Source organism: Bradyrhizobium sp. 87, from assembly GCF_023073015.1.
In the GTDB taxonomy this organism is placed as follows: Bacteria; Pseudomonadota; Alphaproteobacteria; order Rhizobiales; family Xanthobacteraceae; genus Bradyrhizobium; species Bradyrhizobium canariense_D.
Window position 1 is genome coordinate 20,425 of record NZ_JADPIQ010000024.1, and the last position, 25,760, is coordinate 46,184.

17 protein-coding genes and 2 pseudogenes are annotated in these 25,760 nt (G+C 59.7%); 10 read left to right on the top strand and 9 right to left on the bottom strand.

What is annotated here, in order from left to right; all coding sequences use genetic code 11:
* Positions 1 to 7: 7 nt before the first annotated feature.
* Complete coding sequence (locus IVB50_RS08050) at positions 8 to 1,063, bottom strand: class I SAM-dependent methyltransferase (RefSeq protein WP_247295281.1); 1,056 nt, start codon at positions 1,061 to 1,063, stop codon at positions 8 to 10.
* A gap of 1,286 nt (positions 1,064 to 2,349) precedes the next feature.
* Here IVB50_RS08050 and IVB50_RS08055 point away from each other — a divergent pair.
* From IVB50_RS08055 to IVB50_RS08065, 3 genes are all read left to right on the top strand, one after another.
* Positions 2,350 to 2,805: a DUF3788 domain-containing protein gene (locus IVB50_RS08055; protein WP_247295283.1), complete on the top strand. Its 456-nt coding sequence runs from the start codon at positions 2,350 to 2,352 to the stop codon at positions 2,803 to 2,805.
* Between the two features lie 655 nt (positions 2,806 to 3,460).
* A complete protein-coding gene (locus IVB50_RS08060; protein WP_247295286.1) occupies positions 3,461 to 3,916 on the top strand; it encodes a (2Fe-2S)-binding protein in 456 nt (151 codons plus the stop codon).
* Between the two features lie 48 nt (positions 3,917 to 3,964).
* Complete coding sequence (locus tag IVB50_RS08065; protein ID WP_247295289.1) at positions 3,965 to 6,127, top strand: xanthine dehydrogenase family protein molybdopterin-binding subunit; 2,163 nt, start codon at positions 3,965 to 3,967, stop codon at positions 6,125 to 6,127.
* Between the two features lie 244 nt (positions 6,128 to 6,371).
* Here the strand turns inward: IVB50_RS08065 and IVB50_RS08070 are convergent, their stop codons facing one another.
* The 4 genes from IVB50_RS08070 to IVB50_RS08085 form a co-directional block, all read right to left on the bottom strand.
* Positions 6,372 to 7,394: a hypothetical protein gene (locus IVB50_RS08070; protein ID WP_247295291.1), complete on the bottom strand. Its 1,023-nt coding sequence runs from the start codon at positions 7,392 to 7,394 to the stop codon at positions 6,372 to 6,374.
* 235 nt (positions 7,395 to 7,629) lie between these two features.
* Positions 7,630 to 8,031: a hypothetical protein gene (locus IVB50_RS08075; protein WP_247295293.1), complete on the bottom strand. Its 402-nt coding sequence runs from the start codon at positions 8,029 to 8,031 to the stop codon at positions 7,630 to 7,632.
* A gap of 296 nt (positions 8,032 to 8,327) precedes the next feature.
* Complete coding sequence (locus IVB50_RS08080) at positions 8,328 to 11,501, bottom strand: multidrug efflux RND transporter permease subunit (RefSeq protein WP_247295295.1); 3,174 nt, start codon at positions 11,499 to 11,501, stop codon at positions 8,328 to 8,330.
* Entirely contained in the window at positions 11,498 to 12,739 is a 1,242-nt protein-coding gene (locus IVB50_RS08085; protein ID WP_247295297.1) for an efflux RND transporter periplasmic adaptor subunit, read from the bottom strand. Before IVB50_RS08085 ends, IVB50_RS08080 begins: the two co-directional genes overlap by 4 nt.
* Before the next feature lie 749 nt (positions 12,740 to 13,488).
* On the opposite strand from IVB50_RS08085, the gene IVB50_RS42145 reads away from it, so the two are divergent.
* The 5 genes from IVB50_RS42145 (at position 13,489) to IVB50_RS08110 (ending at position 18,222) form a co-directional block, all read left to right on the top strand.
* Positions 13,489 to 13,980 carry an OsmC family protein gene (locus IVB50_RS42145; protein WP_247295300.1) on the top strand — a complete coding sequence of 164 codons (492 nt, stop codon included), beginning with the start codon at positions 13,489 to 13,491 and terminating at the stop codon, positions 13,978 to 13,980.
* Positions 13,981 to 14,220: 240 nt separating this feature from the next.
* Positions 14,221 to 15,138 carry an NADP-dependent oxidoreductase gene (locus IVB50_RS08095; RefSeq protein WP_247295302.1) on the top strand — a complete coding sequence of 306 codons (918 nt, stop codon included), beginning with the start codon at positions 14,221 to 14,223 and terminating at the stop codon, positions 15,136 to 15,138.
* Between the two features lie 185 nt (positions 15,139 to 15,323).
* Positions 15,324 to 15,941, top strand: coding sequence for a nitroreductase family protein (locus IVB50_RS08100; RefSeq protein ID WP_094183747.1), 618 nt, complete (start codon positions 15,324 to 15,326; stop codon positions 15,939 to 15,941).
* A gap of 34 nt (positions 15,942 to 15,975) precedes the next feature.
* Positions 15,976 to 16,521, top strand: a complete 546-nt coding sequence (locus IVB50_RS08105) for a carboxymuconolactone decarboxylase family protein (RefSeq protein ID WP_247295304.1) — start codon at positions 15,976 to 15,978, stop codon at positions 16,519 to 16,521.
* A 1,329-nt stretch (positions 16,522 to 17,850) separates the two neighbouring features.
* Complete coding sequence (locus tag IVB50_RS08110; RefSeq protein WP_247295307.1) at positions 17,851 to 18,222, top strand: hypothetical protein; 372 nt, start codon at positions 17,851 to 17,853, stop codon at positions 18,220 to 18,222.
* An 828-nt stretch (positions 18,223 to 19,050) separates the two neighbouring features.
* On the opposite strand, the gene IVB50_RS08115 is transcribed toward IVB50_RS08110, so the two are convergent.
* Both IVB50_RS08115 and IVB50_RS08120 read right to left on the bottom strand, forming a co-directional pair.
* A complete protein-coding gene (locus IVB50_RS08115; protein ID WP_247295310.1) occupies positions 19,051 to 19,206 on the bottom strand; it encodes a hypothetical protein in 156 nt (51 codons plus the stop codon).
* A gap of 859 nt (positions 19,207 to 20,065) precedes the next feature.
* Entirely contained in the window at positions 20,066 to 21,430 is a 1,365-nt protein-coding gene (locus tag IVB50_RS08120; protein WP_247295313.1) for an MFS transporter, read from the bottom strand.
* 1,797 nt (positions 21,431 to 23,227) lie between these two features.
* Here IVB50_RS08120 and IVB50_RS08125 point away from each other — a divergent pair.
* Positions 23,228 to 23,647 (top strand): hypothetical protein, encoded by a 420-nt coding sequence (locus IVB50_RS08125; protein WP_247295315.1) that lies wholly within the window; start codon positions 23,228 to 23,230, stop codon positions 23,645 to 23,647.
* A 457-nt stretch (positions 23,648 to 24,104) separates the two neighbouring features.
* Here the strand turns inward: IVB50_RS08125 and IVB50_RS08130 are convergent.
* Positions 24,105 to 24,234 (bottom strand): annotated as a pseudogene (locus tag IVB50_RS08130) (IS256 family transposase); the annotation flags it as partial.
* A gap of 173 nt (positions 24,235 to 24,407) precedes the next feature.
* Between IVB50_RS08130 and IVB50_RS08135 the strand changes: the two are divergent.
* A complete protein-coding gene (locus IVB50_RS08135) occupies positions 24,408 to 24,809 on the top strand; it encodes a hypothetical protein (RefSeq protein WP_247295317.1) in 402 nt (133 codons plus the stop codon).
* Between the two features lie 705 nt (positions 24,810 to 25,514).
* Here the strand turns inward: IVB50_RS08135 and IVB50_RS08140 are convergent.
* Positions 25,515 to 25,760, bottom strand: a pseudogene (locus IVB50_RS08140) (transposase); the annotation flags it as partial.

The window sequence follows — 25,760 nt, forward strand, 5'->3', positions numbered from 1 at the left end:
GCGATTATCATGAAGCGGGTATTGATGCGCGGAGCTCGTGGTCAGTGTCGGAAACCCCAGCCACTCCTTCCGAACACATGAGTGTGGGAGCAAGAGGACGCCTGGGTTTGGTGGCCAGCACCGTGTTGTACGGGTTACCGAACACAAATACCTTCGACGTGCGCCAAATGATTCGCTCCAGTTCCACGAATGTGCGCATCTTCAGCCGGTACTTCCACAACAGCATGTGTTGAATGAAGTTCCAGGTCAATCCCCACGCCAAGAATGGTAGGCGCCGATAGTGGATTGGACCGAAGCCAAGTCGGCGCATCTTGTAGACGAGAAGATTGGCGCCGACGAAATTGTAACGCCAATTCTCGAAGAAGGCGGTGACACTCAGGTAATCTTCGGTACGGCGACAATGATCCAGCGACCCCGGCGAATGGATCAGCAACCGTCCTCCCGGCTTGAGCATCCGCCAGCACCTAGCTAGCCACGCGTCCAGATCTTTGGTGTAGCCAATCGATTCCAGCGCATAGATGGCGTCAAAGTGTTCATTCGGGAGATCGAGGCTGTCGAAGTCGATGACTATCACCTGTCCACGCCCCCCAATCCTCGCAAATTTGCGCCGGCAGATCTCCGCCTGGACAGAGGAATTGGTCACGCACACAACTTCGATATTGCTCCGTCTTGCGAGGTATTCCGCTGCCGCTCCGGAGCCGCATCCGAGATCCAGGAAGCGCATCCCGTCTCTCGGCTTCAAAAGCGCATACTCGGCCTCGTAAGGGTGCGAAAATGCCAAACGGGGGAACACACACGTGCTGTAGTTTGATTGTTCGTCGCGATACCTGCCGAACACGTCATCGTATGTGCGCGTCTCGTCGTCATGCTTCAGAAAATCGTTCGGCCTTGGTGTCCACTCGATCAGTTGGCGCTGCTCGAACTCATTTAGCTGGTGGCCGATTTTACTCGCGTCCTTCGGTCGGGTCACCAAAAGGAACAGTAGGTAATGAAACAAGTTATATGCCACAAAGGACGCGACGATGACGCCCGCTACCAACTGAGACACTAGAGCTATATTCAAGGTGTGCTCCTGTGATCGCTACAGAAATTCTACGAACGGGCTGGAAATCACAGCAGTGCCGCATCATCTCAGAGGCAAATTTCGGGGGTGGGTCATTCGCGTCACTCTGACCGTGAGCCGCCCCTGGCGCCATTCTCCGGCAGCTGGTCGAGAGCGATTTGGAGCCAGGCCACCCAATTGCGATCACTCCGAGTTCTGAACCGATCAACGCATTTCTTGGAGCAAAGGGGGGTTCGCCACGAGTAGTGCCGGACGAGACCAAACTTGCCGTCACAAACTGCGCATCGCGCGGTTCTGCCAGATCTAAGGCTCGGAGCGCGGTGGGGCATTGTGCCTTCCTTCTGGTACTTTCGATCGAGTGGAAAAGCGGGCGGTGAAGTTGGGGGGACTTCACCGCCCTTAGACCTTCCGCGGGAGGGGGCGTATTCCACCGGAAGGCGGGAGCGAGTGGCTTTCAGCGCCGCACCCTTTAACGCATGCAGTCTAGATAGTCGCGGTCAGCGATTCAATTAGACCTAGGAAATCGTCGGGCAGCCAAAGTCGCCATGGAACGATACGAAGGTTCATTGCGTTCGCCCTTAAAGCCGACCAGTTCCGCAATGCATCAAAGTAAACCGCTCAAGTGGTAGTGGCGCTATCGTTCCGCGACCGCTGGCACGTGGGCTCGAGCAAGCCCATGCGATGACGAACTATGAACTGCCTTACATCGCGAGGTCCTTGCAAGCTCGGCTGCTCTGGTACGAACACGCGCAGGACGAGCCGTCCCACGAATCGCTTTACGAGGTGCTCCGGGCGCGCCATCGAGGAACGCAGGCGCGCGCTAGCAAAGGATTACGACTTCAACCCAAAGACCGGTGTGCAACCCAGTGCGCAGCGATGGCGCCCGATATCGGAACCCAACGTTCGCCCTCGAAAGGCTGAGGCCAGCGATGTGCGCACACACTAATCGTGCGGGCTGGTGACCGTGCTGGCCCGGAAGCGTGCGGATGTTAGCGTGGTCGCATGCTTATTCCTGTTCTGCGGCGAAAGATCGTCACTGCAACGGACTGGCCCCAAATGTCAGTACAATCCTGTCCCCGAAGAACGGACCGGACGTCCGTTTTCCGTGTCCGCAAGTCCACACGTCCGATATCAGCTTTGACGGGCAACTCGCCTAGCCCCAATTGGTGGAGAGGTCCGCGACAGAAGTTGCGAAATCTGGAAAGAAGGCCCACACATTCCTTCGTACAAGGTCAAGGTCGGCCGCCAAGCTTCGAATCGGTCGTGAAAAATTGAAGGACACCGGCATGGAAAAGTCCCCCCAAATCGGCGACAGGATTATTGACAAATCAGCATCGCCCGACGATAGCACCGCTCGGGACTGGATTGGACCGGGCACGTTCAAGCATTGGGCCTCGCTGCAGAATCGGATTGAGAAAATTTACCCCGGGGTCTTCGCGCCGGAATGGCTCTATGGCGGCAAGAAGCGCGGCTGGTCCCTACGCTACAAGAAAACAAGGGCATTTTGTACCTTGCTGCCGGAATACAGGCGGTTTTCCGCCGTGGTGGTCTTGGGGGGAGTAGAACGAGATAGGTTTGAGGAGCGCCGTAATGCCTGGCGCTCGCAGTTGATCAAGCTTTACGATAAAGCCAAGACATACTCGGACGGTAAATTCCTGACAATTGCCATTTCATCCGCAGATGATCGGCATGATGTGACGGAGCTTTTGACTATGAAGCGCCCTCCACGCTCGCGCGCTTGAATGTCGCGGAAGTGTTAAGTCAAACGAGGAAAGACGCTGGATAGGTGTAAAGAAACTCGCTAGCAAGTCTCGGATATTGACCATTCGGCCGACGAACCTCGCGACGTCGTTGCAGATGCGTTATCGTGTGAAGAGTTGCTCGGGCACACCAACTACCGTCAATATGCTCGGCTAGGGGTGTGGTTACGATCTGCCCTACATGACCAGTGCTGTCAGCGCTAACGCACGGTTTCTATGAACAAGATGTAGGTTCTGCTCGACCAGAGCGACGCATGCGCCGCCGGCGGCGGGGCTAGTCAGTGTTCCCCGATCACATCCGCAGCCCTTGGCATCAGGCCTTCCGTAGGTTGATCGACCAAGTAGATGCTGACTCCAAACGACATCACGCTGAGCGAACGCGAGAAGCGCTCGTTCTCCCTTAGGCTGTCATCCGGCAAGAGGTCTAGGCGCGTGGCGACACCGAAGCGAACACTGGCTGCGTTAATCGTCTTCTTAGCTATCCGGTTGGCGGCATTCCCCGCTGGTATGAAAACTATACATGCCGGCTATTGGAAAGCGTCGTCCCTTGTTGCGATCAATGTGTGAGCTTTCGCGGATTTCATGAGTGCGGTTGATTGACTCATGGCTGACCCCCTAGGCGGATCAAGAGGCATTCATGGCTTTCTCATTAAAGATCAACGGCTCACCCCATGAGATCGATGTCGACGGCGACATCCCCTTGCTATGGGTGCTGCGCGATGTGCTCGGCATGACCGGGACCAAGTTTGGCTGCGGCCAAGCATTGTGTGGCGCCTGCACGGTGCATATCGACGGCCGACCGGCCCGCTCCTGTCAGACGTCGGTCGATAGTATCGGCGAAAGCGCGGTTACCACCATCGAGGCGGTTGGGCGCACGCCGCAAGGCGCCGCCTTGCAGAAGGCCTGGCTGGATCTGGAGGTAGTGCAGTGCGGCTACTGCCAATCCGGGCAGATCATGTCGGCGGCGGCATTGCTAAAAGAGACTCCTAAACCTAGCGATGCGGATATCGACTCGGCGATGTCGGGAAATGTCTGCCGTTGCGGTACCTACCAGCGCATCCGCGCCGCGATACACCTAGCAGCGGGAGTGTGAAGCATGGTTAGCCCAATTCGAACGAACCACACCGAGGGTGAAAGCGCCATGTCCCGGCGCACCTTTTTTCAGGGGGCAGGTTTGCTGCTCGGTTTTGCTATGACCGGTGCACGCACAGAGCCCGTGTTCGCAGCGCGTGCTTCGCAGGTAACGGAAAATGAGGTTATGGGCACTTTCGCGCCGAACGGATTTATACGGATTAGTCCAACCGGCGTCGTCACCCTGATTATTCCGATGATCGAAATGGGACAGGGGGTTTACACGTCGCTCTCGATGCTTCTCGCTGAGGAACTGGAAGTGAAGCTTGACCAGATTCAGGTTCAGCATGCACCGCCGAATGATGCTCTTTACGTCAACTCGATCATAGGCATCCAAAATACCGGTGGCTCCGCGTCTGTCCGTGCCTTCTGGACACCGCTTCGCCAGGCAGGGGCAGTGGGCCGTGGTCTGCTGATCGCGGCAGCGGCAAAGCGCTGGAATGTCGATCCGGCAACTTGCCGCGCTAAGGAGGGCGTGGTGTTCGATGCACCAGGCTCGAAGGAATTGAGCTACGGCGAACTTGCGAACGCCGCGGCGAAATTGACTGTGCCGCCTGCAGCAAAAGTGAAATTGAAGGATCCGAATGAGTTCACCTTGATCGGCACGCGTGCCAAGCGTCTGGATTCAGCAATAAAAGTCGATGGGCGCGCGCTCTACGGTATCGATGCGCGACTGCCGGGTATGTGGGTTGCGGCGGTTGCTATTGCGCCTGTGCTCGGCGGCAAGGCGAAAGCATTGGATGAGAAGGCCGCGCTGGCGGTAAAGGGCGTCCGGCAGGTGGTCAATATAGATGAAGCCGTTGCCGTGCTGGCGGATCACATGGGTGCGGCGAAGAAGGGGCTCGAGGCCGCCGCCATCGCCTGGGACGACGGGCCGAACGGCAAGGTCAGCAGCGCCGATATCGTCAAGCAATTGGAGGAGGAATCCAAAAATCCGGGCGCGGTTGCTCGTAAGGTGGGTGATGTAGGGAAGGCAATTGCGGAGGCAGCGCAACGGGTTGACGCCATCTATCAGGTACCTTTCCTGGCGCATGCGGCGATGGAGCCGATGAACTGTACTGTTCATCTGCAGAAGGATCGTTGCGATATTTGGGTCGGTACACAGGCGCCTACGATCACCCAGGCTCAGGTGGCCGAGCTCACCCGCCTGCCGATGGATGCGATCAAAATTCACAATCATCTGATTGGCGGTGGGTTCGGCCGAAGGCTGGAGGCCGATGGGACGATCCTCGCCGTCAAGATCGCCAAGCACGTCGACGGGCCGGTTAAGGTGCTCTGGAGCCGCGAGGAAGACATCCAGCACGATATGTATCGGCCGTATTATCTCGATCGGTTGTCGGCTGGACTTGATGCCGCCGGCAAGCCGGTTGCCTGGATGCATCGGATCGCCGGATCCTCAGTCATGGCTCGCTACTATCCTCCGTACTTCAAGGACGGATTGGATCCCGATGCGATAGAAGCCGCCGCCGAGCCGCCCTATGCGCTGCCAAATGTCCACGTCGACTTTGTCCGGGTCGAGCCAACAGGTGTCCGGACGTCTTGGTGGCGCGGAGTCGGACCAACTCACAACGTCTTTGTGGTCGAAAGCTTCATAGATGAACTTGCGCATGCCGCGAAGCAGGATCCGGTCGCTTATCGCAAGGGATTGCTTGGCCACAATCCGCGAGCACTTGCTGTTCTGTCGCTTGCTGCGGAAAAAGCGGGATGGGGGGCACCCCTCCCCGCGCGGCATGGCCGCGGGATTTCGGTGCAATTCGCATACGGAAGTTATACGTCGCAGGTCGCCGAAGTCGAAGTGGCCGCGAATGGCTCCGTCAAAGTCAAGCGGATCGTCTGCGCGATTGACTGCGGCATGTACGTCAATCCAGACACGATCGAAGCACAGATTCAAGGTGGAACGCTTTTCGGTCTGACCGCCGCTCTCCATGGGTCAATCACGTTCAAGGATGGTCGGGTCGAGCAAAGCAACTTCGACAGCTATTTGCCAATGCGTATCGACGAGGTGCCGATCGTGGACACGCACTTGGTTAAAAACGCGGAAGCTCCAGGTGGTGTCGGTGAAGCTCCGACAGCCATTGTCAGTGCTGCGGTGACCAATGCGATCTTCGCCGCGACCGGCAAGCGTCTGCGCAGCCTGCCGGTTGATACAAATTTGCTGAAATCGTCGTCTTAGTCCTTGCCCCATCATCCCGCGCGCGTCGCAGCGTGGACGGGTGACGGTTAAGGCTCTTGCGCGTAACGACCATGAGAGTGGCCGCCTTCTCCGCTCGGAGAAAATCACCTCTCAGAAGGAGCGCGTCGGGCTGCAAATTCGATCCCGTTCAAGCCGTCGCGTCGGCTTCCTAGTAGGCCAGCAACGGAAGTACGGAACGGTCCATTCAGGGTAATATTTCGGCTCCTTAGCCTGCCCCTGTCGCCTAGCTGATTCGAATGCCGCACATACCCGCGAGGATCGCTGCCGAGATCAAGGCGCTTATTGCGATGCCCGCGCCCCAAAGATGATTTGCAGCGAACTGATCGACGCCATGCGCGATCAGTACCATCCGTAATCCCGACGCAAGGTGACTTAGGACAAAAAACACGCCCAGCGCGTAGTGAGGCAAAAGGCGGATGTTCCATGCGTCGTGAATCAGCCCGCTCGGGGCGCCGATCGCGAAATTCCAATCTGTGGGTATGCCGAGAAACCTTCTTGCGTAGATGAAAACCGAGTTCATGTGCCCAAGGATATACACCGAGAGGTAGGCCCCCGAGGCGACCTGAAATGTCCGATGGAAGCCCTGCGGGGCGGCACTCCAATGCCATGCCAGAAACAGCCCGGTGCCAATCTGGAAAAGCATCGCCACGACCAACAGCGGTTCACCCACCCCAGAGCGGTAGACAACGCGGCCGATCTTCATGACGGCCGCATGTGCGTCGGGGCCGATCAAGCCAAACAGATGATTGGCTAGATGGAAAGCCACGTATAGGCACAAGACCCCCGCCGTTATTCCGTGGACAATGCGCCAGCGCCCCACGGTTGGCCCCGTTGCCGCGGCGCGATTGCCGGCGGTCTGCGGCCAAATCGCGATCGTAAGCCAAAGCGCGCACCACACGAGTTCGTCAGGGAATGGGCTATGAATCAGGACCTGAACGACGCCAAGAAAGACGAAGAGCGTTGGGGTCGCCACGCCGGCATAGGCGAGCCGCCGCGTCACGGGATCGGCGTCGGGCCGGCAAGCGAGCGCGAACGCGAGGAACGGCACGACGAACGCCATGGCCAGAATCAAGGTCGCGCCGGCAATTGCGAATGGCGAGGGCGTTGCGGCCTGCGTGACGACGACGGCATGAAAGGCCCGGAGTAGAAAAGGGTAGCAAACGGCAGCCGCTGCGGGAGTCAGCGCCAAATAGTCAAGGCGTGACCCGAACGCGGCGCTTCGGTCCGGCGGCTGAGCAAACGCCATCTTGAGTCTCCTGCTATCAAGCGCGCGATGCGGCCGAACCGCCCGAAAGGCTTGCAAAGTGCAAGCCCCCCACCATCGACGTTATGAAGAATGATCCCAGCCCAGGTTCCAAGCGTATCGCTCTCGGGAGAATCGCTAGGGCGGCTGTGAATACCACGCTCCACGCGGGTTCGTGACGGACTGCCGCAGACCAACACCGGCAACATTTCGACTCTCAACCACGGAGCGGCCGCCTTCACGCCGCTGTACGCCTGCCCAATCTCGAACGGACCGTGACCGGATCCTCAGGTGCGTTCAAGACCGACGTCGTGAACAGGACAGCGGCAGCGAGGATCCAATAATACCAGGCGTCGATCCCATCGAATTTGCAGGCAAAGGGAGCGATGACAAACACCACCCCGACTGCGCGATCCACCCAAAGGTGCAGCCAATAGGGAATGATGGGGACGAACCCGGTGGGATGGTCGGTCAGGCCGGCCAAGAGCAGCGCGGCCACACCGACGACAGCCGAAAGCCACATTGCGAGCGGTCCGCTCTGGCCGAGGTTCAGCACGAACGGCATTGCAATTAAGACGATCGCGACGGGATAATCGATGAGGTAGGCGTGGATAGACTTGGTGATGAAGCGGAATGACATCGGTGTCTCCAACGTGTTTCGTTGCTAGAGTGGGTCCTTGCGACGCGGAGAGTGCATCGACCCAAGCGGACGACTCGGCGGTCCTAAGCTGGTGAGCGCTGGCTAAAACAGTCACGGGACAGCTCAGCTGAGGAACGGTAAGCCAGCACGCCAACCATTAGAAATGTCGGGTCGTTATCGTTTTCATTCCACTCGCCTGGTGCAATAGAAGCGGGTTAGTCGGCAGAAGTGAACGCATCCGCTCCTCGCATGCGCTGAAAAGTTGCAGCTTCGTCGCGGATTGGCGCCACTGCCTGTCACCCTGCCCCAGCCGCGGTCATCTGAGTCGGCTTGCCTTCGTTCTTTCCTTCCGCGAGGTTGCGGACCACCACATAGAAGATGGGTGTGAAGATCAGGCCGAACAGCGTAACACCTAGCATGCCGAAAAAGACCGCAACCCCGACCGCCTGGCGCATCTCCGAGCCGGAACCGGATGACACCACGAGCGGCAGCACGCCTAGGATGAAGGCGAACGAGGTCATCAGGATCGGCCGCAGGCGGAGCCGGCAGGCCTCGATCACTGCCTCCAGCCGCGACCTGCCCTCGAGCTCGATATCACGCGCGAACTCGACGATCAGGATCGCGTTCTTGGCGGCCAGGCCCACCAGCACCACAAAGCCGATCTGTGTCAGGATGTTGACGTCCTGGCCCAGGATACGCACACCGATCGTCGCGGCAAACAGGCACATCGGCACGATCAGGATCACCGCAAACGGCAACGTCCAGCTGCCATATTGTGCGGCGAGCACGAGATAGACGAACAGCACGCAGATCGGGAACACATAGAGACCGGCATTGCCGCCCGTCACCTGTTGATAGGATAGATCGGTCCATTCGAGGGAAAAACCGCTCGGCAAGGTTTCGTCGGCGACCTTCTGGATGGTGTCGAGCGCGGTCGTCGAGCTCACACCTGGCGCGGGCTCACCTTGTACCTCGGACGCTGAGTATAGATTGTACCGCGCGACACGGTCGGGCCCGGAAATGTCCTTGAAGTCCACGATACTACCGAGCATCACCATGTCGCCGACAGCGTTGCGGGTGCGCAGCCGCGCAAGATCGCTGGTCTCCTTCCGGAACGGCAGGTCGGCCTGCGCCGTGACGTGGTAGGTCCGCCCGAACAGGTTAAAGTCGTTGACATAGGTCGAGCCAAAGTACGTTTCAATCGTGTCGGTGATGCTGGCGATGGGCACGCCGAGCTTCTGCGCCTTTACGCGATCGACATCGACGAACAGCTGCGGTGTGTTCGCCGAATAAGGCGAGAACACGGAGGTCAGCTTTGGGGACTTCTGCGCGGCTCTGACGAGTTCGTTGGTCGCAGCCGCGAGCAGTTCGGGACCGCGCCCTTGTCGATCCTGGATGCGGATAGCGAAGCCGCCGCCGGTGCCAATGCCCGGCACCGCGGGCGGTGGAATGACGATGATGAAAGCGCCCTGGAGCGTCGACAGCCGCTTGCGCAGATCGGCCGTGATTGCAATCGCCGTCAACCCCTTCTTCTGCCGTGCCTCCGGCTCGTCGAACACCGGGAACAACGCCGCGGCGTTGCCGGCCTGCGTGCGAGTTGCGCCGGAAAAGCCGCTGAACGCCGCGACCCGGACGACACCCGGCGTATCCAGTGCAATCCGCTCGATCTCGCGCACGATCGCAGCGGTTCGCGCAAGCGACGCGGCGCCCGGCAGCTGCACCGAGATGATGAGGTAACCGCGATCCTGCGCAGGGATAAAGCCCTGAGAGGTGGTCGCGAGCAGCCAGCCGGCGCTGCCGATCAACCCGACATAGAGCAACAGCATCGGCGCGGAATGCCGGATCCCCAGGAATGCCACAGCCGCATAGCCATTTGACAGCCAATCGAACACACGGTTGAAGACACCAGTGAAGGCCGACCAGCCGCGCGCGATTAGGTTCCAACGCGCAGCCGGCCGCTTCTCCTCATGCGGGAGCAGGATCTGCGAGGCTAGCGCGGGTGAGAGCGTCAGGGAGCAGAAGCAGGAGATCGCGGTTGCGACCGCGATGGTGACAGCGAACTGCTGGAAGAACTGCCCGGAGATGCCACCGAGGAAAGCTGTCGGCACGAACACCGCGCAGAGCACCAGTGCGATCGAAACCAGTGCGCCGCCGACCTCCCCCATGGTCTTAAGTGCGGCCTCGCGCCGGCTCATACCATTCCGGAGATGTCGCTCGACATTCTCGACCACCACGATCGCGTCATCGACCACGATGCCAACGGCGAGTACAAGCCCGAACAGCGTCAGATTGTTGATTGAGAATCCGAGCGCGGCCATTACCGCGAAGGTACCTACCAGCGACACCGGGATCGCGATGATCGGGATGATCGCAGGTCGCCAGCCCTGCAGGAACACCAGCACCACGATGACGACGAGCGCCATCGCCTCGTAGACCGTCTTGATCAGCTCGTGGACCGACTGGGCGATGAATTCGGTGGGGTTGTAGCCGATATTGTAGTCGAGCCCCTTCGGGAATCTGTCCTTCAGCTTTACCATAGTCGTAGAGATTGCCTTCGCTGTGGCAAGCGCGTTCGATCCGGGCCGTTGGGTCACTACCATTGCAACCGCCGGCTTGCGCAGGATGCGGCTGCTGGTGGCATAGGAGAGCGCACCGAGTTCGACGCGGGCAACGTCGCGCAGCCGCACCGTGCGGCCGTCCGACCCGGCCTTCACCACGATCTCGTCGAACTGCCTGATGTCCTTGAGGCGGCCGGTGAAGACGAGATTCGGCTGGAACGCGCGATCGGCGATCGGCGGCTCCGCGATCTGGCCGCCAGCGATCTGCAGGTTCTGCGCCCGAATCGCCGCCATTACTTCGGTCGAGGTCAGGCCGAGATTGGCGATCCTCTCCGAGTCGAGCCACAGCCGCATCGAGTAGTCGCGTGCACCGAACATCTGAATGTCACCGACGCCGTCGAGCCGCAACAGCTGGTCGCGGACCTGCAGCAGCGTGTAATTCGAGATGTAGAGTTGGTCGAAACTCTCGTCGGGGGACAGCATGAACACGACCATCAGGATGTCGGGCGAGTTCTTGCGGGTGACGACGCCGTTGCGCTGGACTTCCTCGGGCAAACGGGGCTGCGCGATTGCGACCCGGTTCTGCACCAGCACCTGGGCCTTGTCGAGATCGGTGCCGAGCTTGAAAGTGACGGTAATCGTGAGCTGACCATTGGAGGTCGCCTGGCTGTAGAGATAGAGCATGTCCTCGACCCCGTTGATCTCCTGCTCGATTGGAGCAGCAACGGTGCCGGAAACGGTCTGCGCCGAGGCGCCAGGATATTGCGTGGTCACAGTGACGGTCGGTGGCACTGCTTGCGGATATTCCGACACCGGCAGCGTCTGATAGGCGATCGTGCCGACGATCAGAAGCACGATCGACAGCACCATCGCGAGGACAGGCTGATTGATGGAAAGTCTTCCGAGATTCATGGCGTGGCACCTGGCGGAGTCTTGTCGACCCCCAGCGGTTGCGACATGATTGGCGTCACCTTGGCCGCGACGCGGGCGCGCTGAATGCCGTTGATGATGACGTGGTCCTCCGGGTTCAGGCCCTCGCGAATCACCCGCAGGCCGTCATCTAGAGGCCCGAGCACCACCGGCCTTGCCTCCACCCTATTGTCGTCCTTGACCACGAACACGATCTTCCGCGACTGGTCGGTTGCGACCGCGACGTCCGGAATCAGCAGCGCCTCATAGGGCGCGCTGCCGATCAGGCGAACGCGGCCGAACTGGCCGGGTAGGATCGAGAGATCTTTGTTGGGGATGATGGCGCGGCTGCGCAGCGTTGCGGTGGAGACGTCGAGCCGGTTGTCCAGGAAGTCCATCTTGCCCTCATGTGAGGGTTTCGTTTCGCCGGTCAACGACACCTGCACCGGGTTCGCGGTGTCGCGCGAACTCGGCCGCCTGCCTTGAAACCAGAGCTTGCTGTTGCGTTGATAGGTCGGCTCGTCGACATCGAAATAGATGTAGATCGGATCGAGCGACACGATCGAGGTCAGCAGGGTCGCGCCGCTTTCGCTCCCCTGCACCAGATTGCCCGGGGTCACTAGATGACGGCTGACGCGGCCGGTGATCGGCGCCAGCACATGGGTGAATTCGACGTTGAGCTGGGCGGCCTTCAATGTACCCTCGGCCTGCGTCTCAGCCGCATGAGCCGCCTGCAACGCCTGACGACGCTGGTCGACGACCTGCTGCGAGACCGCGCTAGTTTGAACCAGGGTCAGGCCACGGTCGAGTTCACGCTTCGCAAGCTCTTCCTTGGCCCGCGCGTCGTCGAGTTGACCCTGGGCTTGCAACGCGACCGCCTCAAACGGGCGTGGATCGATGATGTAAAGCAGATCGCCTGCATGAACGATCGCACCATCCGTGAACGCGACCCTGTCGATGAAGCCGCCGACGCGAGCGCGGACCTGAACCTCCTCGATCGCCTCGAACCGGCCGGTGAACTCATCCCAGTCGGTGACTGTTCGTTTCACCGGTTGCGCAACTGTCACCGACGGTGGCGGAGGCGCGGCCGCCTGCGATTGCGCCTTGTCTTGGCAGCCAACGAGCGCCAACGCAAGCAGCAGAACGATCGGCGCGCCGCTGCACCGAAGGCGACGAAACGAACTACACGCGGGAGGTTCCGCCGCCCCTAAGGACGGAGGTCGCAGTGTCAGCGCGCCCATGGAGCGAGGATTTCGAATACATCGTTGTTTAGCATGTCCATCCACTCTCAAAGAGTCCCATGTTGGTCCGCGTGCCGACCGCGAAACCGCAAATATCCCTCGACGATACTTTGGAGAGTGACCTTGCAGTGTCTGTGACTGAAATCACCTCTTGCTATGGAGTCGATAAACGGTCGTTATCGCCGTTCGACCCGCGAGCACGACGCCTAGGGAGGGACCTCAGAAGCCGCACCGCACTCGAGGGCGCCGCGTTACTCTGCAGAGGCTTCTAGGCCGCGTGCAGTCACCGGCTATCGATGCCGCCGCGAAGTCGCGTCAAGGGCTCCGAGCAAAGCTCGTACGACGGGCTTCGTTGCGTCCTCCTGGGACTTAACTGGCGCAACGATCACTGAAGAAGGTCACGCACCGGTTGAGGACCGAGTGTGGAAAGCGGTGTGCTCGTCCACGCTCTGGGACTTCGGCTGACTGGATCTTAATGCATTCTTCGTGACGGGACGGACCGTAGGCCCGCCACACGCATTGATGGAGTTGTTCACCCGGACGACGATACGCTCTACGGAGCATTCCTGGCGATTATGGAAATGATAACTTTACCTGAAGGGCCTTTGGACTTACCTGCTGAACGTGCTCGCTTGCGTGGACGCAAGGCTGGGATCTCCCGCCACTGCTAACATCTATTTCCTGCTGTCACTGGCGGACAAGCTCGTCGAAGTCGATGGATCAATCATTCGAAGGATCGGGACCTAATCGTGACCAAGATTCGCGAAGTTGTTGTCGCAACCGACCCCACCAATCATGGCGCGCTGATTTGCCATGTCGGCGAATCTCGGTTTGCTGTCGGCGGCCCAGATGGCATCGGCCACAATTCTTCTGGACCCAATCCTTACGACCTTCTCAGCGCGTCTCTTGCCGCATGCAGTGCTATGAGCGTTCGTTTCCAGGCTCAGCGCCAGAAACTACCGCTGGAGCGCGTGAAAGTGGGCGTCAGCTTCCATCACGGCTCCCGAGGCGAAAAGGATTCGTTCGAGCGCACCGTGGTGCTTGAAGGAGACCTCGACGCCCAGCAGCGCACATTCTTGATGGAAGCCGCAAACCTGTGTCCCGTAGGCCAAATTCTCGGTACTGGTGCGGATATCACCACACGTCTGGACGTTACAACCTCCGGCCACCAAGAAAGCCCTCAGGCCAGCTACGAGGATGACCTGGCTCTGCTCCCCATTCCGAATATTACTCCGGATTGACCGTCTGTCGTGCCGTCGATCACAGCACCGGGGCATCGCAGTCTATCATAGCCGCAGGGTCTTCAATTCGCGACGCGCGATGCCCGGCGGGGTATTCGCTCGGCCGACGCGCTCTGTGCTTTCGCGTCCCTGGCATCGATTACATAGCCACCCGTCATTAGACCATCAATTTTCACGACCGTATTTTTGCTCGTCTGCAAGGGAACTTGAAACGACACACCACACACAGGGAGGCCGATGATGAAGGCAATTGTCGTAACGGACCAGGCGGCGGGAACTGCGGGTATGAGGCTCGTGGATCGGCCCCAGCCGCAAGCGGCGATCAACGACGTCGTCGTTCAAGTTCATGCGTCGGGATTCGTCTCGACTGAGCTGGAGTGGCCCTCTACATGGACCGACCGCCTCGATCGTGACCGAACACCGTCGATTCCCGGACACGAGTTGGCCGGAGTGGTCGCCGCCCTCGGCTATGGCACAACGGGGTTGTCGGTTGGGCAGCGGGTGTTCGGCCTCGCCGACTGGTATCGCGACGGCACCCTGGCGGAGTATGTAGCAATGGAGGCGCGCAACCTCGCCCCGCTCCCGGGTGACGTCGACTTCATAGTGGGCGCGAGTCTGCCAATTTCGGGCCTCACGGCCTGGCAGGGGCTATTTGTGCACGGCCGCCTTCAGGCAGGGCAGAGCGTTCTCGTGCACGGCGCGGCCGGCGCAGTCGGATCAATCGTGACACAGCTCGCACGAGAGGCCGGCGCTTACGTCATAGGCACCGGGCGTGGCGCTCATCGTCAGAAGGCGCTCGACTTCGGCGCGAACGAGTTCGTTAGCCTTGACAACGACGTCCTGGAAGACGTCGGCGGAGTCGATCTGGTGTTCGACGTAATCGGCGGCGACATCGGGAAGCGTTCCGCCCGCCTCATCCGAGCCGGAGGAACGCTGGTGTCCATCGTCGGGCCGAGCGAGGCGCGCGCTGCCGACGCCTTAGCGGTCGACTTCGTCGTCGAATCCGATCGTGCCCAATTGACTGAAATCGTCCAGCGGGTGCGGGACGGGCGGCTGCGGACGAACATCGGCACCGTCTCGATCCTCGGTGACGCCGTCGCCGCTTTCAATCCGACCGAGCGCATCGACGGGAAGACGATCATCCGCACTCGTCCCTGAACGACGCGCCTTCGATGCACGTGGCCGGGCGCGTCCTATCGGAAGAGCCGGAGCAACGTGGGAAACTACCGAGCGGGCTCGTTAGCATTTCCAGTAAAAGGAGCAAAAGCCCTCATTTCGCAGCCTATTCCCTCACGCAGAACAACAACTTGACCAACGGAATCACTATGACCAGCAGAAGAACTATGACCAATGAGGTCATCGAATGCATCCTGAGCCGCCGGGCCACGAAGTACTACGACCCCGCCGCCACGTTGAGCGACGACCAAATCCGCGAGTTGGTTCGAATCGGGACCACCGCGCCGACATCCTTCCACTTGCAGAACTGGCGCTTCATCGCGGTGCGCACGCCGGAAGCCAAGGCTCGCCTCAGTCCGATCGCTTGGAGCCAGCCCGCGATCACCGAGGCGGCTGTTACTTTCATCATCTGCGGCCAGTTGGCCGACTCTAGCGTGGTACCCGACCGTCTGGCACCACTGGTAAAAGAGGGTATCATGCCGGCAAAGATGGTGCCGGAATGGGAGATCCCCGCACGGGACCTGTACATGGAATACCCGCAGCGCCAGCGCGACGAGGCCGTACGCACCGGCACCTTCGGCGCGGCGGCGATGATTTATGCGGCCCGCTCGCTAGGCCTGGGTTCGACCCCGATGATCGGTTTCGATGCTGAAGCAGTGCACCGCGAGTTCGCGCTTACGAAGGATGAAGTACCGGTTATGCTGTTGTCCGTAGGGGCCGAGCGTCCGGGAAACTGGCCACAGAAGCCGCGGCGGCCGGTGGCTGAAGTGTTGAATCTGGTCTGATTATTAGTGAAGCCATCAAAATACAGAGAACATGATGCCCAGGATTGCAGCTCTAAAGCCGGAACAAGTGCCACCCGAATCGAAAGCGACCCTCGACATGTTCACCAAGAACATCGGGTTTACGCCGAACATGATGGCGACTTTCGCGGCAAGCCCGATCGCGTTCAACGCATGGGCCGCCCTGCTCGGCTCCTTGAGCAAGTCGCTCGACGTGAAGACGCGTGATAGCATCGGTCTCGCTGTCTCCGAAGTGAATGGGTGCGACTATTGCCTGACGGTTCATAGTTTTACGGCCGATCATATGGCCAAGCTGCCGGCCAATGAAATAATTCTCGCTCGGATGGGCCACGCCAGCGACCCGAAGCGGGACGCCGGGATCCAGTTCGCGCGCAAAGTCGCCGAGACCCGCGGCAAGATCAGCGACGCCGATCTAAAGACCGTCCGCACTGCCGGCTACACGGATGCGAATGTCATTGAGATCGTCGCGCTCGTGGCCATGTACTCCCTGACGAACTTTTTCAACAATGTGTTCGATCCCGAGAAGGACTTTCCCACCGTTGCGCCGGCTGGCTCGGTCTAAACTCCATCCGATCGTATCGAACACCTCCGCGAGTGCTCGGAGCGTTCATGTGATGCGAGCGCAACACCACTGCCCGGATGCGCCCAGGAAAAAATGGTGGGAGCGCCTCCGGGCGTTTTGGTACGTGCCGACGAGGAGTTTACGAAAACCCAGAACGGCGATTGTCACTGTGAGGGACAGCTTGGCAAGTGCGAAGGAACACAGGATCGGCGCGATGCCGAGAAGAGGCCGGGCTCGCTCATAGGAACGGAATTGTTATCAGCGCGAAGTCATAGCAAAACGGCAAACTGGCACTCGCGACATGAAGCTGAGCAACGATAGCGGAATCGGAGAAGACCGTTGATGTGAAACAGTACGTCGCGTCCGCCTCCCTCATAGGCAGTATCTTAGGCCGAGCAAGATGACTAGCCGACCCATGGAGCAACGTACTAGTCGGTAGTCCTCGATGACAACGTTTCGCCTCGCAGCAGATAGCACTCACTGTCCTTCCTCAAATACAGCAAATCTACGCTCCGCGTGTAACCAAGGGCTCGGCAATCTCTTCACATCACCGGATAGCTCGGCGACAACGTCTCGGGCGAGCGCCCGTTTCGACAGGGTTGATGCTCTTGTTTGGCGCGAAGCCTGTTTGTCGCTTTCGGTGAGAAGGCCTACGGAGGTCGTGATAAACTTGCGGCCCCTGTCATCCCACTAGAGTCTTGGTTGGCGCAGCGAGGAGCTTGTTTGACGAACGTCGTCAGCGAGCTCGCGATGGGTATCAAGGACGGTGACAGCAGCGTTGCCGAGTGTGTCTTGCCGCGTTCCGGCTGATCGAACGGGCAGCGCCCAGCGGTTCCGACCAGTCCGCGGCGCGGGCCCTATGCCTGCGGCTCGGGCCGCTCCACAATCCTCATCCCGGCAGTTCCTGTAACCTACCCCGTTACGACGGCCGCCTCGTCGTAGCGAAATGCCAAGCCTTCGGCGTAACCCTCAACAGCGGCACAAAAGCGGAAAACGCTGGAGATGGCCGAAGGGCCGAGTGCGACGCAACGTCCGGGTCTGCTCGGATCGAGTGGTGGGTCGGGGACTTAGCTCCGTGCTACCGCTAGACTTGGGTATGAAAGAACAGCTTCATTGTTAACCGCGTCACCGCAATGTGCAGAGTTAAAATGGGGGCCCGATCGCGGCAATGGAAGTATTTGCAGACGCAGTCGTTGAGAGTCCTCGTTCGGGCATCATGCGGCGCGGCGGCAATAATGATCGTCTATCGACTCTATGGCCAGAGGTGATTTCCCTCGCCGGCCTAGCAACGTCATTCTTGCTGGGGGGTAGAACGAACAGGAGCTACTCATGAAGATTCAAGTCCGCAGCCTCGCGATTGCCCTCGCGATTGCTGTACCTCTTGCAGTGACAGCCACCGCCCAGTCGTCTGCTGCGCCGATTAATGGTACGTCGATTGGAGCGGCGGGACCGGCCCTGACGATGGACGTGCGCTATCAGGCGCGGCGGGGTCATCCTGATCCTTCGTACTCGAGCTATCCCACCGATGATACCAACTGGGGTTATCCCGCCTATAGTTCGTATTGGGGCGATCCGATCTATAACTCATACTATCGAGCCTACGGCTACGGATATTACAGGTCAGGTTGTGCGCCCGGACCGCGCGTCGGCGCCTTTGCGACAGCCCCCTGGGCCAACTTGCCCACCTGTCCGCCGTATTGACAAAGTCCTCTGCGCTCCCGAGGGTTTGCGCCTGCATGTAGGAAGTCGGCGCCGACCTCCGGACGATCCACGATCAGATCACCGCCGTCGATGACACCCCAAGGATTGACGATGATATTGGAGCTATCCGACGATTATTGTCCGAGCTTCTCTTAGGGTCCGGCTGGCCACGCTCGACGTGACCCAAAGCTTGGCGGCGTGCGGCTCCTCACGCCGCCGCTGGCCAACATGTATTTGAAAGAGTTTAGCGTCCCTCGGTGATGCGTACGGCACTTCTGGATGTTGGTGGTGTCAAACCGGTCAGTCGACGCGCGGCCGGGGTCGTCAATTCTTCCGGGCCAACCGATGCTCTCGCGTGAGATCATCTATCAACAAATCTGGGTGACGCGAGATTGCGCTTTTGACGCACTTCCGGCTTTGAGCGGCGCGGATCTGGCTTCAATCAGCCTCAGGTGCCGAGGATGTTCAATCACCCCTGCGAAGTTATAGGCGAGGACATCCAACCCCATCTCAGCGGCGACCTTCAAGGCCCTTCGTCAGGAATTGGGTCGCACCCATACAATCTTTGACAGTGCCGAAGGGATGCTCCACCCCTCGCGTCATGTCCGCATGGCGTCGGGATTGGGATCGAGCTACGTCTGGATCAGCTCGACCACATGCTCTTGCTTTCAGCGCGTGATGAGGCGCTCCTTTGACGAAGTATCTTGTCCCTTGATTGCGCAACCTTAGCACGCTGCTGCCGGCCAGTACCGGTGCAGCGTCGTCTCGTGCTCGAACTACGTAGTGATAGGCAGCTGCTGGCGGGATGGGCTGCGGTAGAAGTCCTCATCAGGGCAGGTAGGCAAAGTCCTGTTTGCCGACGGGCCTCCGCGTTCCGTTCGACGTCATGGGCTTGGGCGAGGTGACTGCAACGCCAGCCCCTTCCGGGCTAATATCTCTCCCGTCGAAGTAGCCACGGTCGGCGACCGCCTCGAGTTTGTCCATTTCGAGTACCTTCTTTGGCTGCTCGACATCGAGCAAGCTGAAGCTGTGCGGTTTCCACCGTGGCCTGGACCTTGTAACCGATGACACCATCCGCGTCCACGGGTGGCCATCGAACGGGCACCGGCTATAGCTGTTGATCCGTTCAGCGTGTCGCGGCTACGCGCATCAAGCACTTCCAGTCGGCTCATCTCCCTGCTTCATTCTGTTCCTTGAGTTCTGGTCGTCTTGGTGCTGATCGCTTTAATCGCTACTGCCGATCGGCGCTTGCGTAGAGTGGACATGATGACGGGTCGGCGGATGAGCCGGGTTTGTTGGTTAGCCGGGTGAGTGGCTTAGTTGTCCATAATGATATGGGCGAGACCTTCACGTGAGCATCAATCGCTTTCAATAACTCCAAGAACTCGACTGCCAGGTGCGTTGGCGGCATGCGGTAACGAACTCTGCGGTGATTATCGAGCGCAGCAAACAACGCGCGCCATAATGTACGGCGTTGCGTTCCAGATGACTAACTAAGAAGGCGACTACCACCCCTCTATTATCGTTCAGCATTCCCCCTGAGGATGCGATGGCGTGAGTGCATCCGCCCGTCAGCGGACCGATCTTCATGAAATCAGCAAGACCTTCCGGCCGAGGCCTGCGGCTAACGAATCCGGTAATCAGGTCCGAGGATGGCGTTCACAGCGCCAGCGTGAGAGGCTCGCGCGTCGCGAACATCGCGATAGTCCAGCTTCCGGGCAACTTGTGTTCCAGCGCCTGGTGCGTCTGAGCCTGGATCGAGACACTCCGCTCCGAATGGCTGCTTCGGTGAACTTGAGCGCATCTGGCAAGCCAATATCGAATCGAGTTGAATTCCATGGGTCTAGACGCCTCCCGAGCCGCCCGCTTTCATGTCGGCCGGCATGGCGATTATTGCGGCTGTAAAAGCTCCGCAGATCGAGGTCGCGGCGGCTACGGCGAGACCGACCTCGTAGCCGGACTCGAAAGACGCGGCACCGGCGGCTAGTGCTGCACCGGCAAGCTGCGCAACCCGGCTTGCGGCATTGTTGATGCCGGAGGCGAGCCCTTCATCCGTCTGGTCAACGCTCGACATGACGGATGCGGTGAGCGGTGTCACGAGCACCGCGAAGGAAAGGCCAAGCAGCGTCATGGGTACGATCACGCCGAGCGTCAAAGATTCTTTATGACCGAGCGCCAACCAGACATAGGCGAGCGCGGCACCTGCCGGTCCTGCGATAAGCATGGTCCGCGTGCCAATCTTGTCGGCCAACCCGCCGAAGACACTCGACAAGAGCCCCACGCCGAGCGTGAAAGGCAGGAATGCCAACCCGGCATCGGTCGACGAAAGGGCGCGGCGGTCGACGAGGTCAAAAGGTAGAAGGAAGAACACGATCGAAATGCCCGTATAGATCATCAGGGTCGCAACGTTCAGCCCGAGAAAGGTGCGGTTCTCCACCAGGCGGGGTGGCATCATCGGATGTTCGCTTCTGCGCTCCCAGAAGGCGTAGGCGGCGAACCCGAGAATGCCGAACCCGGCGACCATCGTGAGCTCCGTCACCGATTGGGCTGGTGCGTTCGCAGCGGCCCGAGTTTGACTCGGTCCGATCTGGCTCAGCGCCCAGGTGAGCGTCCCGAGCGCTAAAGCAAGGATCGCGGCGCCAATCCCGTCGAACCGGCGCTGGATGAGGTCATCTCTGCCTGCAAAGACCAGCAGAACTCCCACTGCTACGAGCGCGAGCGGCGGGTTGATCCAGAACACGGATGGCCAGCCAAAAGTCTCGGTCAGCCAGCCGCCCAGGACAGGGCCCCCGGCGGTGGTGAGAGCAGATGCCGCTGCCCAGACGCCGATCGCCCGGTTCCGCTCCGCGCGCGGATAGGTTGCCCCAACCAGGGCGAGACTTGCAGGTGTAACAATCGCTGCGGCCGCTCCCTGCACCACCCGGGCAGTGATGAGCCAGGCGGGCGAAGGCGCCAACGCGCAAGCCGCGGACGCCAGACCGAACAGGACGCAACCGACGACGAGCATGCGCGCCTTGCCATAAACATCAGCGAGCGCTCCGCCGATCAATATCAGGGAGGCGAGCGCCAGCATATACCCGTTGAGAACCCATTGGACCGAGGCGAGGTCAGCACCGAAATCGGCGCGCAATATCGGCAGGACGACGGGCAGCGCTGTCCCATCGATGAACGCCATCGACGATGCGAGCACACAGGCCGTGAGCACCATGAGTCGGCACCGAGCCGGCGCTTTCCGCCCGAGCTCTCGAGGGCAGGGGTCTGGATCGATAACGCCGCAGCTGCGGCACTCTACATTTTTTGCGCCATTCATCCGCCTTCCCCATAGTTTGCCACTGCTCCTCACTAGTTTTGCCAACGGGTTGAGGTCGCGGGCCAGACCCAGACGGCCGAATAGACGGAGTCACGATCCGGCTCTGGGGATTGAGAACAAAGCTGGTTGCCTGGAGATAGACGGATCGTCATTGGCGATTTACCGATACTGCTTCGATTTACCCTCGGCCGCATTGTCCACCGTCGCAAAAAGCTGCAGGCGGTTACACAGGATGGCGCCGACCCGCCCGCCTGACCGCTAAGGAATGGATTCCGCCGCCACAGGCGCATGCAAGACCATGAGAGACGTCGCTGGTCTGCAGCCTCAATATTGCACTCCCTCACTCCGGTATCTGGCGATCAATGCGCCGGATGATCCTCCACCGCCTCTGCCACAAATGCGGTCTCACACGATGGCAGTCGCCCAGCGGTGATGGAAATCATCTCGCGGCATAGAGTTGATAGACCATGGTTATTGCGGTTCTGAGGGCAGCGTGCTGCAGTAGCGGACTGCGCAACTCGCCTCGACCTAGAAGGGATTGAGGAACGGCACCGTGCCATTCCCAGTTTCCATGCTATACGCATCTGCAATTGGCAATGTTCGTTCGTTAGCATTGCAGCGCGGGCCGCAAGCGATAGCGGCTTAGGAAGAGTCAGCTTGAGGTTGCATTGATGCCGAGAGAGTGATTTGTCAACGGATGCGGCGGCCCGGCTTCAAGCTATTGGCCAATGAACTCGCGCCCGCGAAGCGCTCGACTTAAGCCTGAAGGATTACGTCGTGAGCAGCGCGTCCCTGATGCCGGCCGACCACCGCCCGCGGCTCAAAAAGCCTAGGCCGTCGGGCACAGCACAAACGTGCTCTCCGTATGCAGCGTGGGCAACTATCTTATGTTCCTCAGCAGCGCCGTCATCATGGTCCCCTCGCGGCGATTGGCGGACATGGCCCTGTCGCCGTTCCAACTGCACTGGCTGATGAACGCCGAACTGCGGACCTTCCTTGCGGGGCCGATGTCCATGCCTCGGCGCCACCGTGGTTGGCTCCGCGCCGGCTCATCGTCGGCCGGTCACTGCAAAGTTTGGGCGAAGGCTTGGTCCTGCCTGACGGCCTTTCGGTGCACGAGAAGCGATTGCCCACTGACAAGAGAGTCCGTGCGGTAAGCATCTGGTCCGGCGCCACGGCTGTCGCTAGCGGCGTTGCGCCCGCGGTGGCCCGTGTGGCATGCGGCTGACCTGCTGGTTGCCTCGAGCAAGTTGCAGTTCACGCGGCATTTTCAGATCGACCATGGCGGCGCCCGGAGTTGGCCGGTGACAAAAAGAGTGCGACTTTGGATCAACTGTGAACACGCGTTCAGAACGAGATTTGCTCAAAATCGATGGGATGGCCCTTGCCCCGCCGGTGCTAGGTTCGCACGACTTAGCGTGGCAAACCGGGAGCGTTCGAGTGGAAGAGATTTCTACTCGAGCGCTGGTCTAACCGCCCGCGCGGGGGGCCTTGGCGTCTGAAAGCTTTAGACCGAGCGGCTGGAGATAATGAAAACGATAACGATCCGACATTTCTAACCTCGCGTGGACGGGAATAGGTTCTTTATACGCCTTATCGATATTTGGTGGCAGCACGGGTCGCCCAGATCACAAGCCCCTATTTTCGATGTCCCGACAACTCGATCTAGCAGCCCAAGCATGCAGGAGTTCCGCCATGTCATTCCGCTTCGTCACAAAATCTATCCGCACGTACCTAATCGACCGTCCTGTCGCCGTCGTTTTAATTGTTGCGCCATTCCTGCTCAAGCTAGGCAAAAGCAGTCCCGTCGCGCTGTGGCTTTCGGTGGTGACCCGCGTCTCACTGCTGCTGTCGGCATTCACGGACCACTCGACGGCGCTCGTCGGATTCATCCGTGCCTCGCTACAATGGGTGGACCGCGCATTGGGTGTGATCTCCATCACTGCCCCCTCCGCTTTTCATGTCACTGGGCCAGACGCCGGCTATTCCTGGCTTTTCGCCGCAGCAGTCTTGCTGACGACCTCAGCTCTCAACGCGCCCGAGGTGAGCGCCGCCCGGAGAGCGAACCTCAACATGCGGACCCGCAGGCGGGGATCGGTTCGTCTTAGCGGGTAATGACCGACGATGCTCGATGTTCTGTGCTGGGGGGCAAGCTACTTCCGGAGCTCAGAACTGCCGCGATCGGCGGGATGACAGCCTGTCACGCGGGCTACACCAGCAGGCGCTCAAGATAGCAAGAGTGTCGCTGTGGTGCCGTAGATGCTTGCGTTCGAGGTCAATGATTCGCTGCTCAACATCCGGCACTGTGGCCGCTATTTGAGAGGTTATTCGGCGATGCGCAGCAGATTGGAAGCAAATAACCCCCGTTGGGGGCCCACACACTTCTTTAATGTTGATCGAAACCCATGCTGCAAATCGATTGGTTCGGTCCCGGCATCCCGATTGAGCACGCGAGCCCTTCGAAGTGGAAATACGATCCGCTACGATGCCGCGCACCGCAATGTGCCCATTGCGTCCCGTGGTGTGTTTAGCTGGCGGCGGATCACCGCGTTTCCGTCGAGAGCCGGGCAGGTCAGCTGGCGAGAGCCGTGAGGCTGACGCTCGAATCATCGCGCAACGGCGCGACTGCTTCCATTGTCATAACGGGCACAGTGAACCGCCCATTCTTCGTTTTGTTCGAGCAGGATCGCGCCCATGAGGCGAAACGACGGCGTGCCCCGAGCGAGTGGAATGGAAACCATAACGACCAGGCACTACTAATGCTTGGCGTACCATCATAGGGTTCCTGTGTGTCTAACGGGCTGACCCTTGACAATTGTGCAGAGTGCTTGCTGGCATACGGCGGCACGAGCAGCAAAGCACGTAGGAGTCACTGATGTCGTTCCGCTTCATAACCAAATCTGTCCACGCTTACCTGATCGACTATCCCGCCGCGATCGTCCTGATCGCAGCGCCATTCGTGCTGAACCTGGGCCAGACCGAACCACTCGCGATGTGGCTTTCCGTTGTCGTAGGTGTTGCCGCGCTGCTCTTGGCCGCTGCAACCGACCATCCCACCGGTCTCGTCCGTATCATCCCCTACTGGCTGCACCTTCGGCTCGACCGCGCCCTTGGGGTGGTGTTTGTGATCCTACCCTTTGCCCTCAAATTCGGTTGGCTCGACGCGTCGTATTACTGGATCCTCGCTGCCGCTGTCCTGCTCACGACGTCAATCTTTGACGCGCCTGAAGAGCCGGTCGTGAGGCGTCCAGGATTGCACACGCGCACAGCGGGTTAGGCATGAGGCCCCCCGCGCCGTATAGCAAACCTTGCGCCGCGTTTGAATGCAAGTCCCGGGATGCTGCATCAGCGCCGGCTTGCTAAGCGTCGAGCTATTCAGCCACGCGAAGGCATGCATCGACCACAACCCCGTCGCCCGAGCGCCTCCTCCGCAAAGGCGGCCGGCTCAAGCGTGGCCGATCGTCGTGGTGGGTCGCGGCCGTCCCGCCCAGTAGATGTTCCAGGAGTTCAGATTGCGGCTCTTTGTGAATTTTCCTCACGTCGGAGGCTATGCGTCTCCGTTTCGAGTCTGCCTTCGCGCTCGTCAAAGCGACCGATGAACCGCCGTAAATCGGGCCGGCATCGGAGCAACGAGCGAGTTTCAGATCAAGGTATGAGGGCCCTCGCACTTTGGCAGTTCGGCACTTTTTCTAGACGACAGTAAACGGCAGCCGAAGCGTTTTACCCTCATTGTCACCGGCTCAGCTCTCTTCGGCGCCGATGTTCATTTTGCTCTCCGTCACTGCTAGGGTTCGATCACCAGATCGCGATTGAAGATCACGTTGACTCTGCTGTCGGGTCTGGCTCAAAAAATGTGCCGTACCCGATCGAAGCGCCTGGACGACGGCCTGTTATGCGCGCCAGCGCTGAGCTCTGACCGAGCGTCCAGGACCCTAGACAACAGCCCTGCCCTTACAATTCGAAGCCGATTTAGGGTTCAGACTCAATTGATCCAATAAGCGACGAGAGCGGCGAGGTGGACGGCGGCCAAGAAGTTTCTGGCAAGTTTTGTCGTAGCGAGTAGCAACACGCCTGAAATCCTTGAGCCGGCAGAAACAGCGCTCGATAACATTGCGCCCTTTATAGAGGCGCGCTTGCTGAAGCTGTGGAGGGTTACCCGGTTGGATTTGTTTGGAATGACGGGTTTCGCGCCGCGATTGACGATTTCGGCGCGAAAGCCGTCGCCATC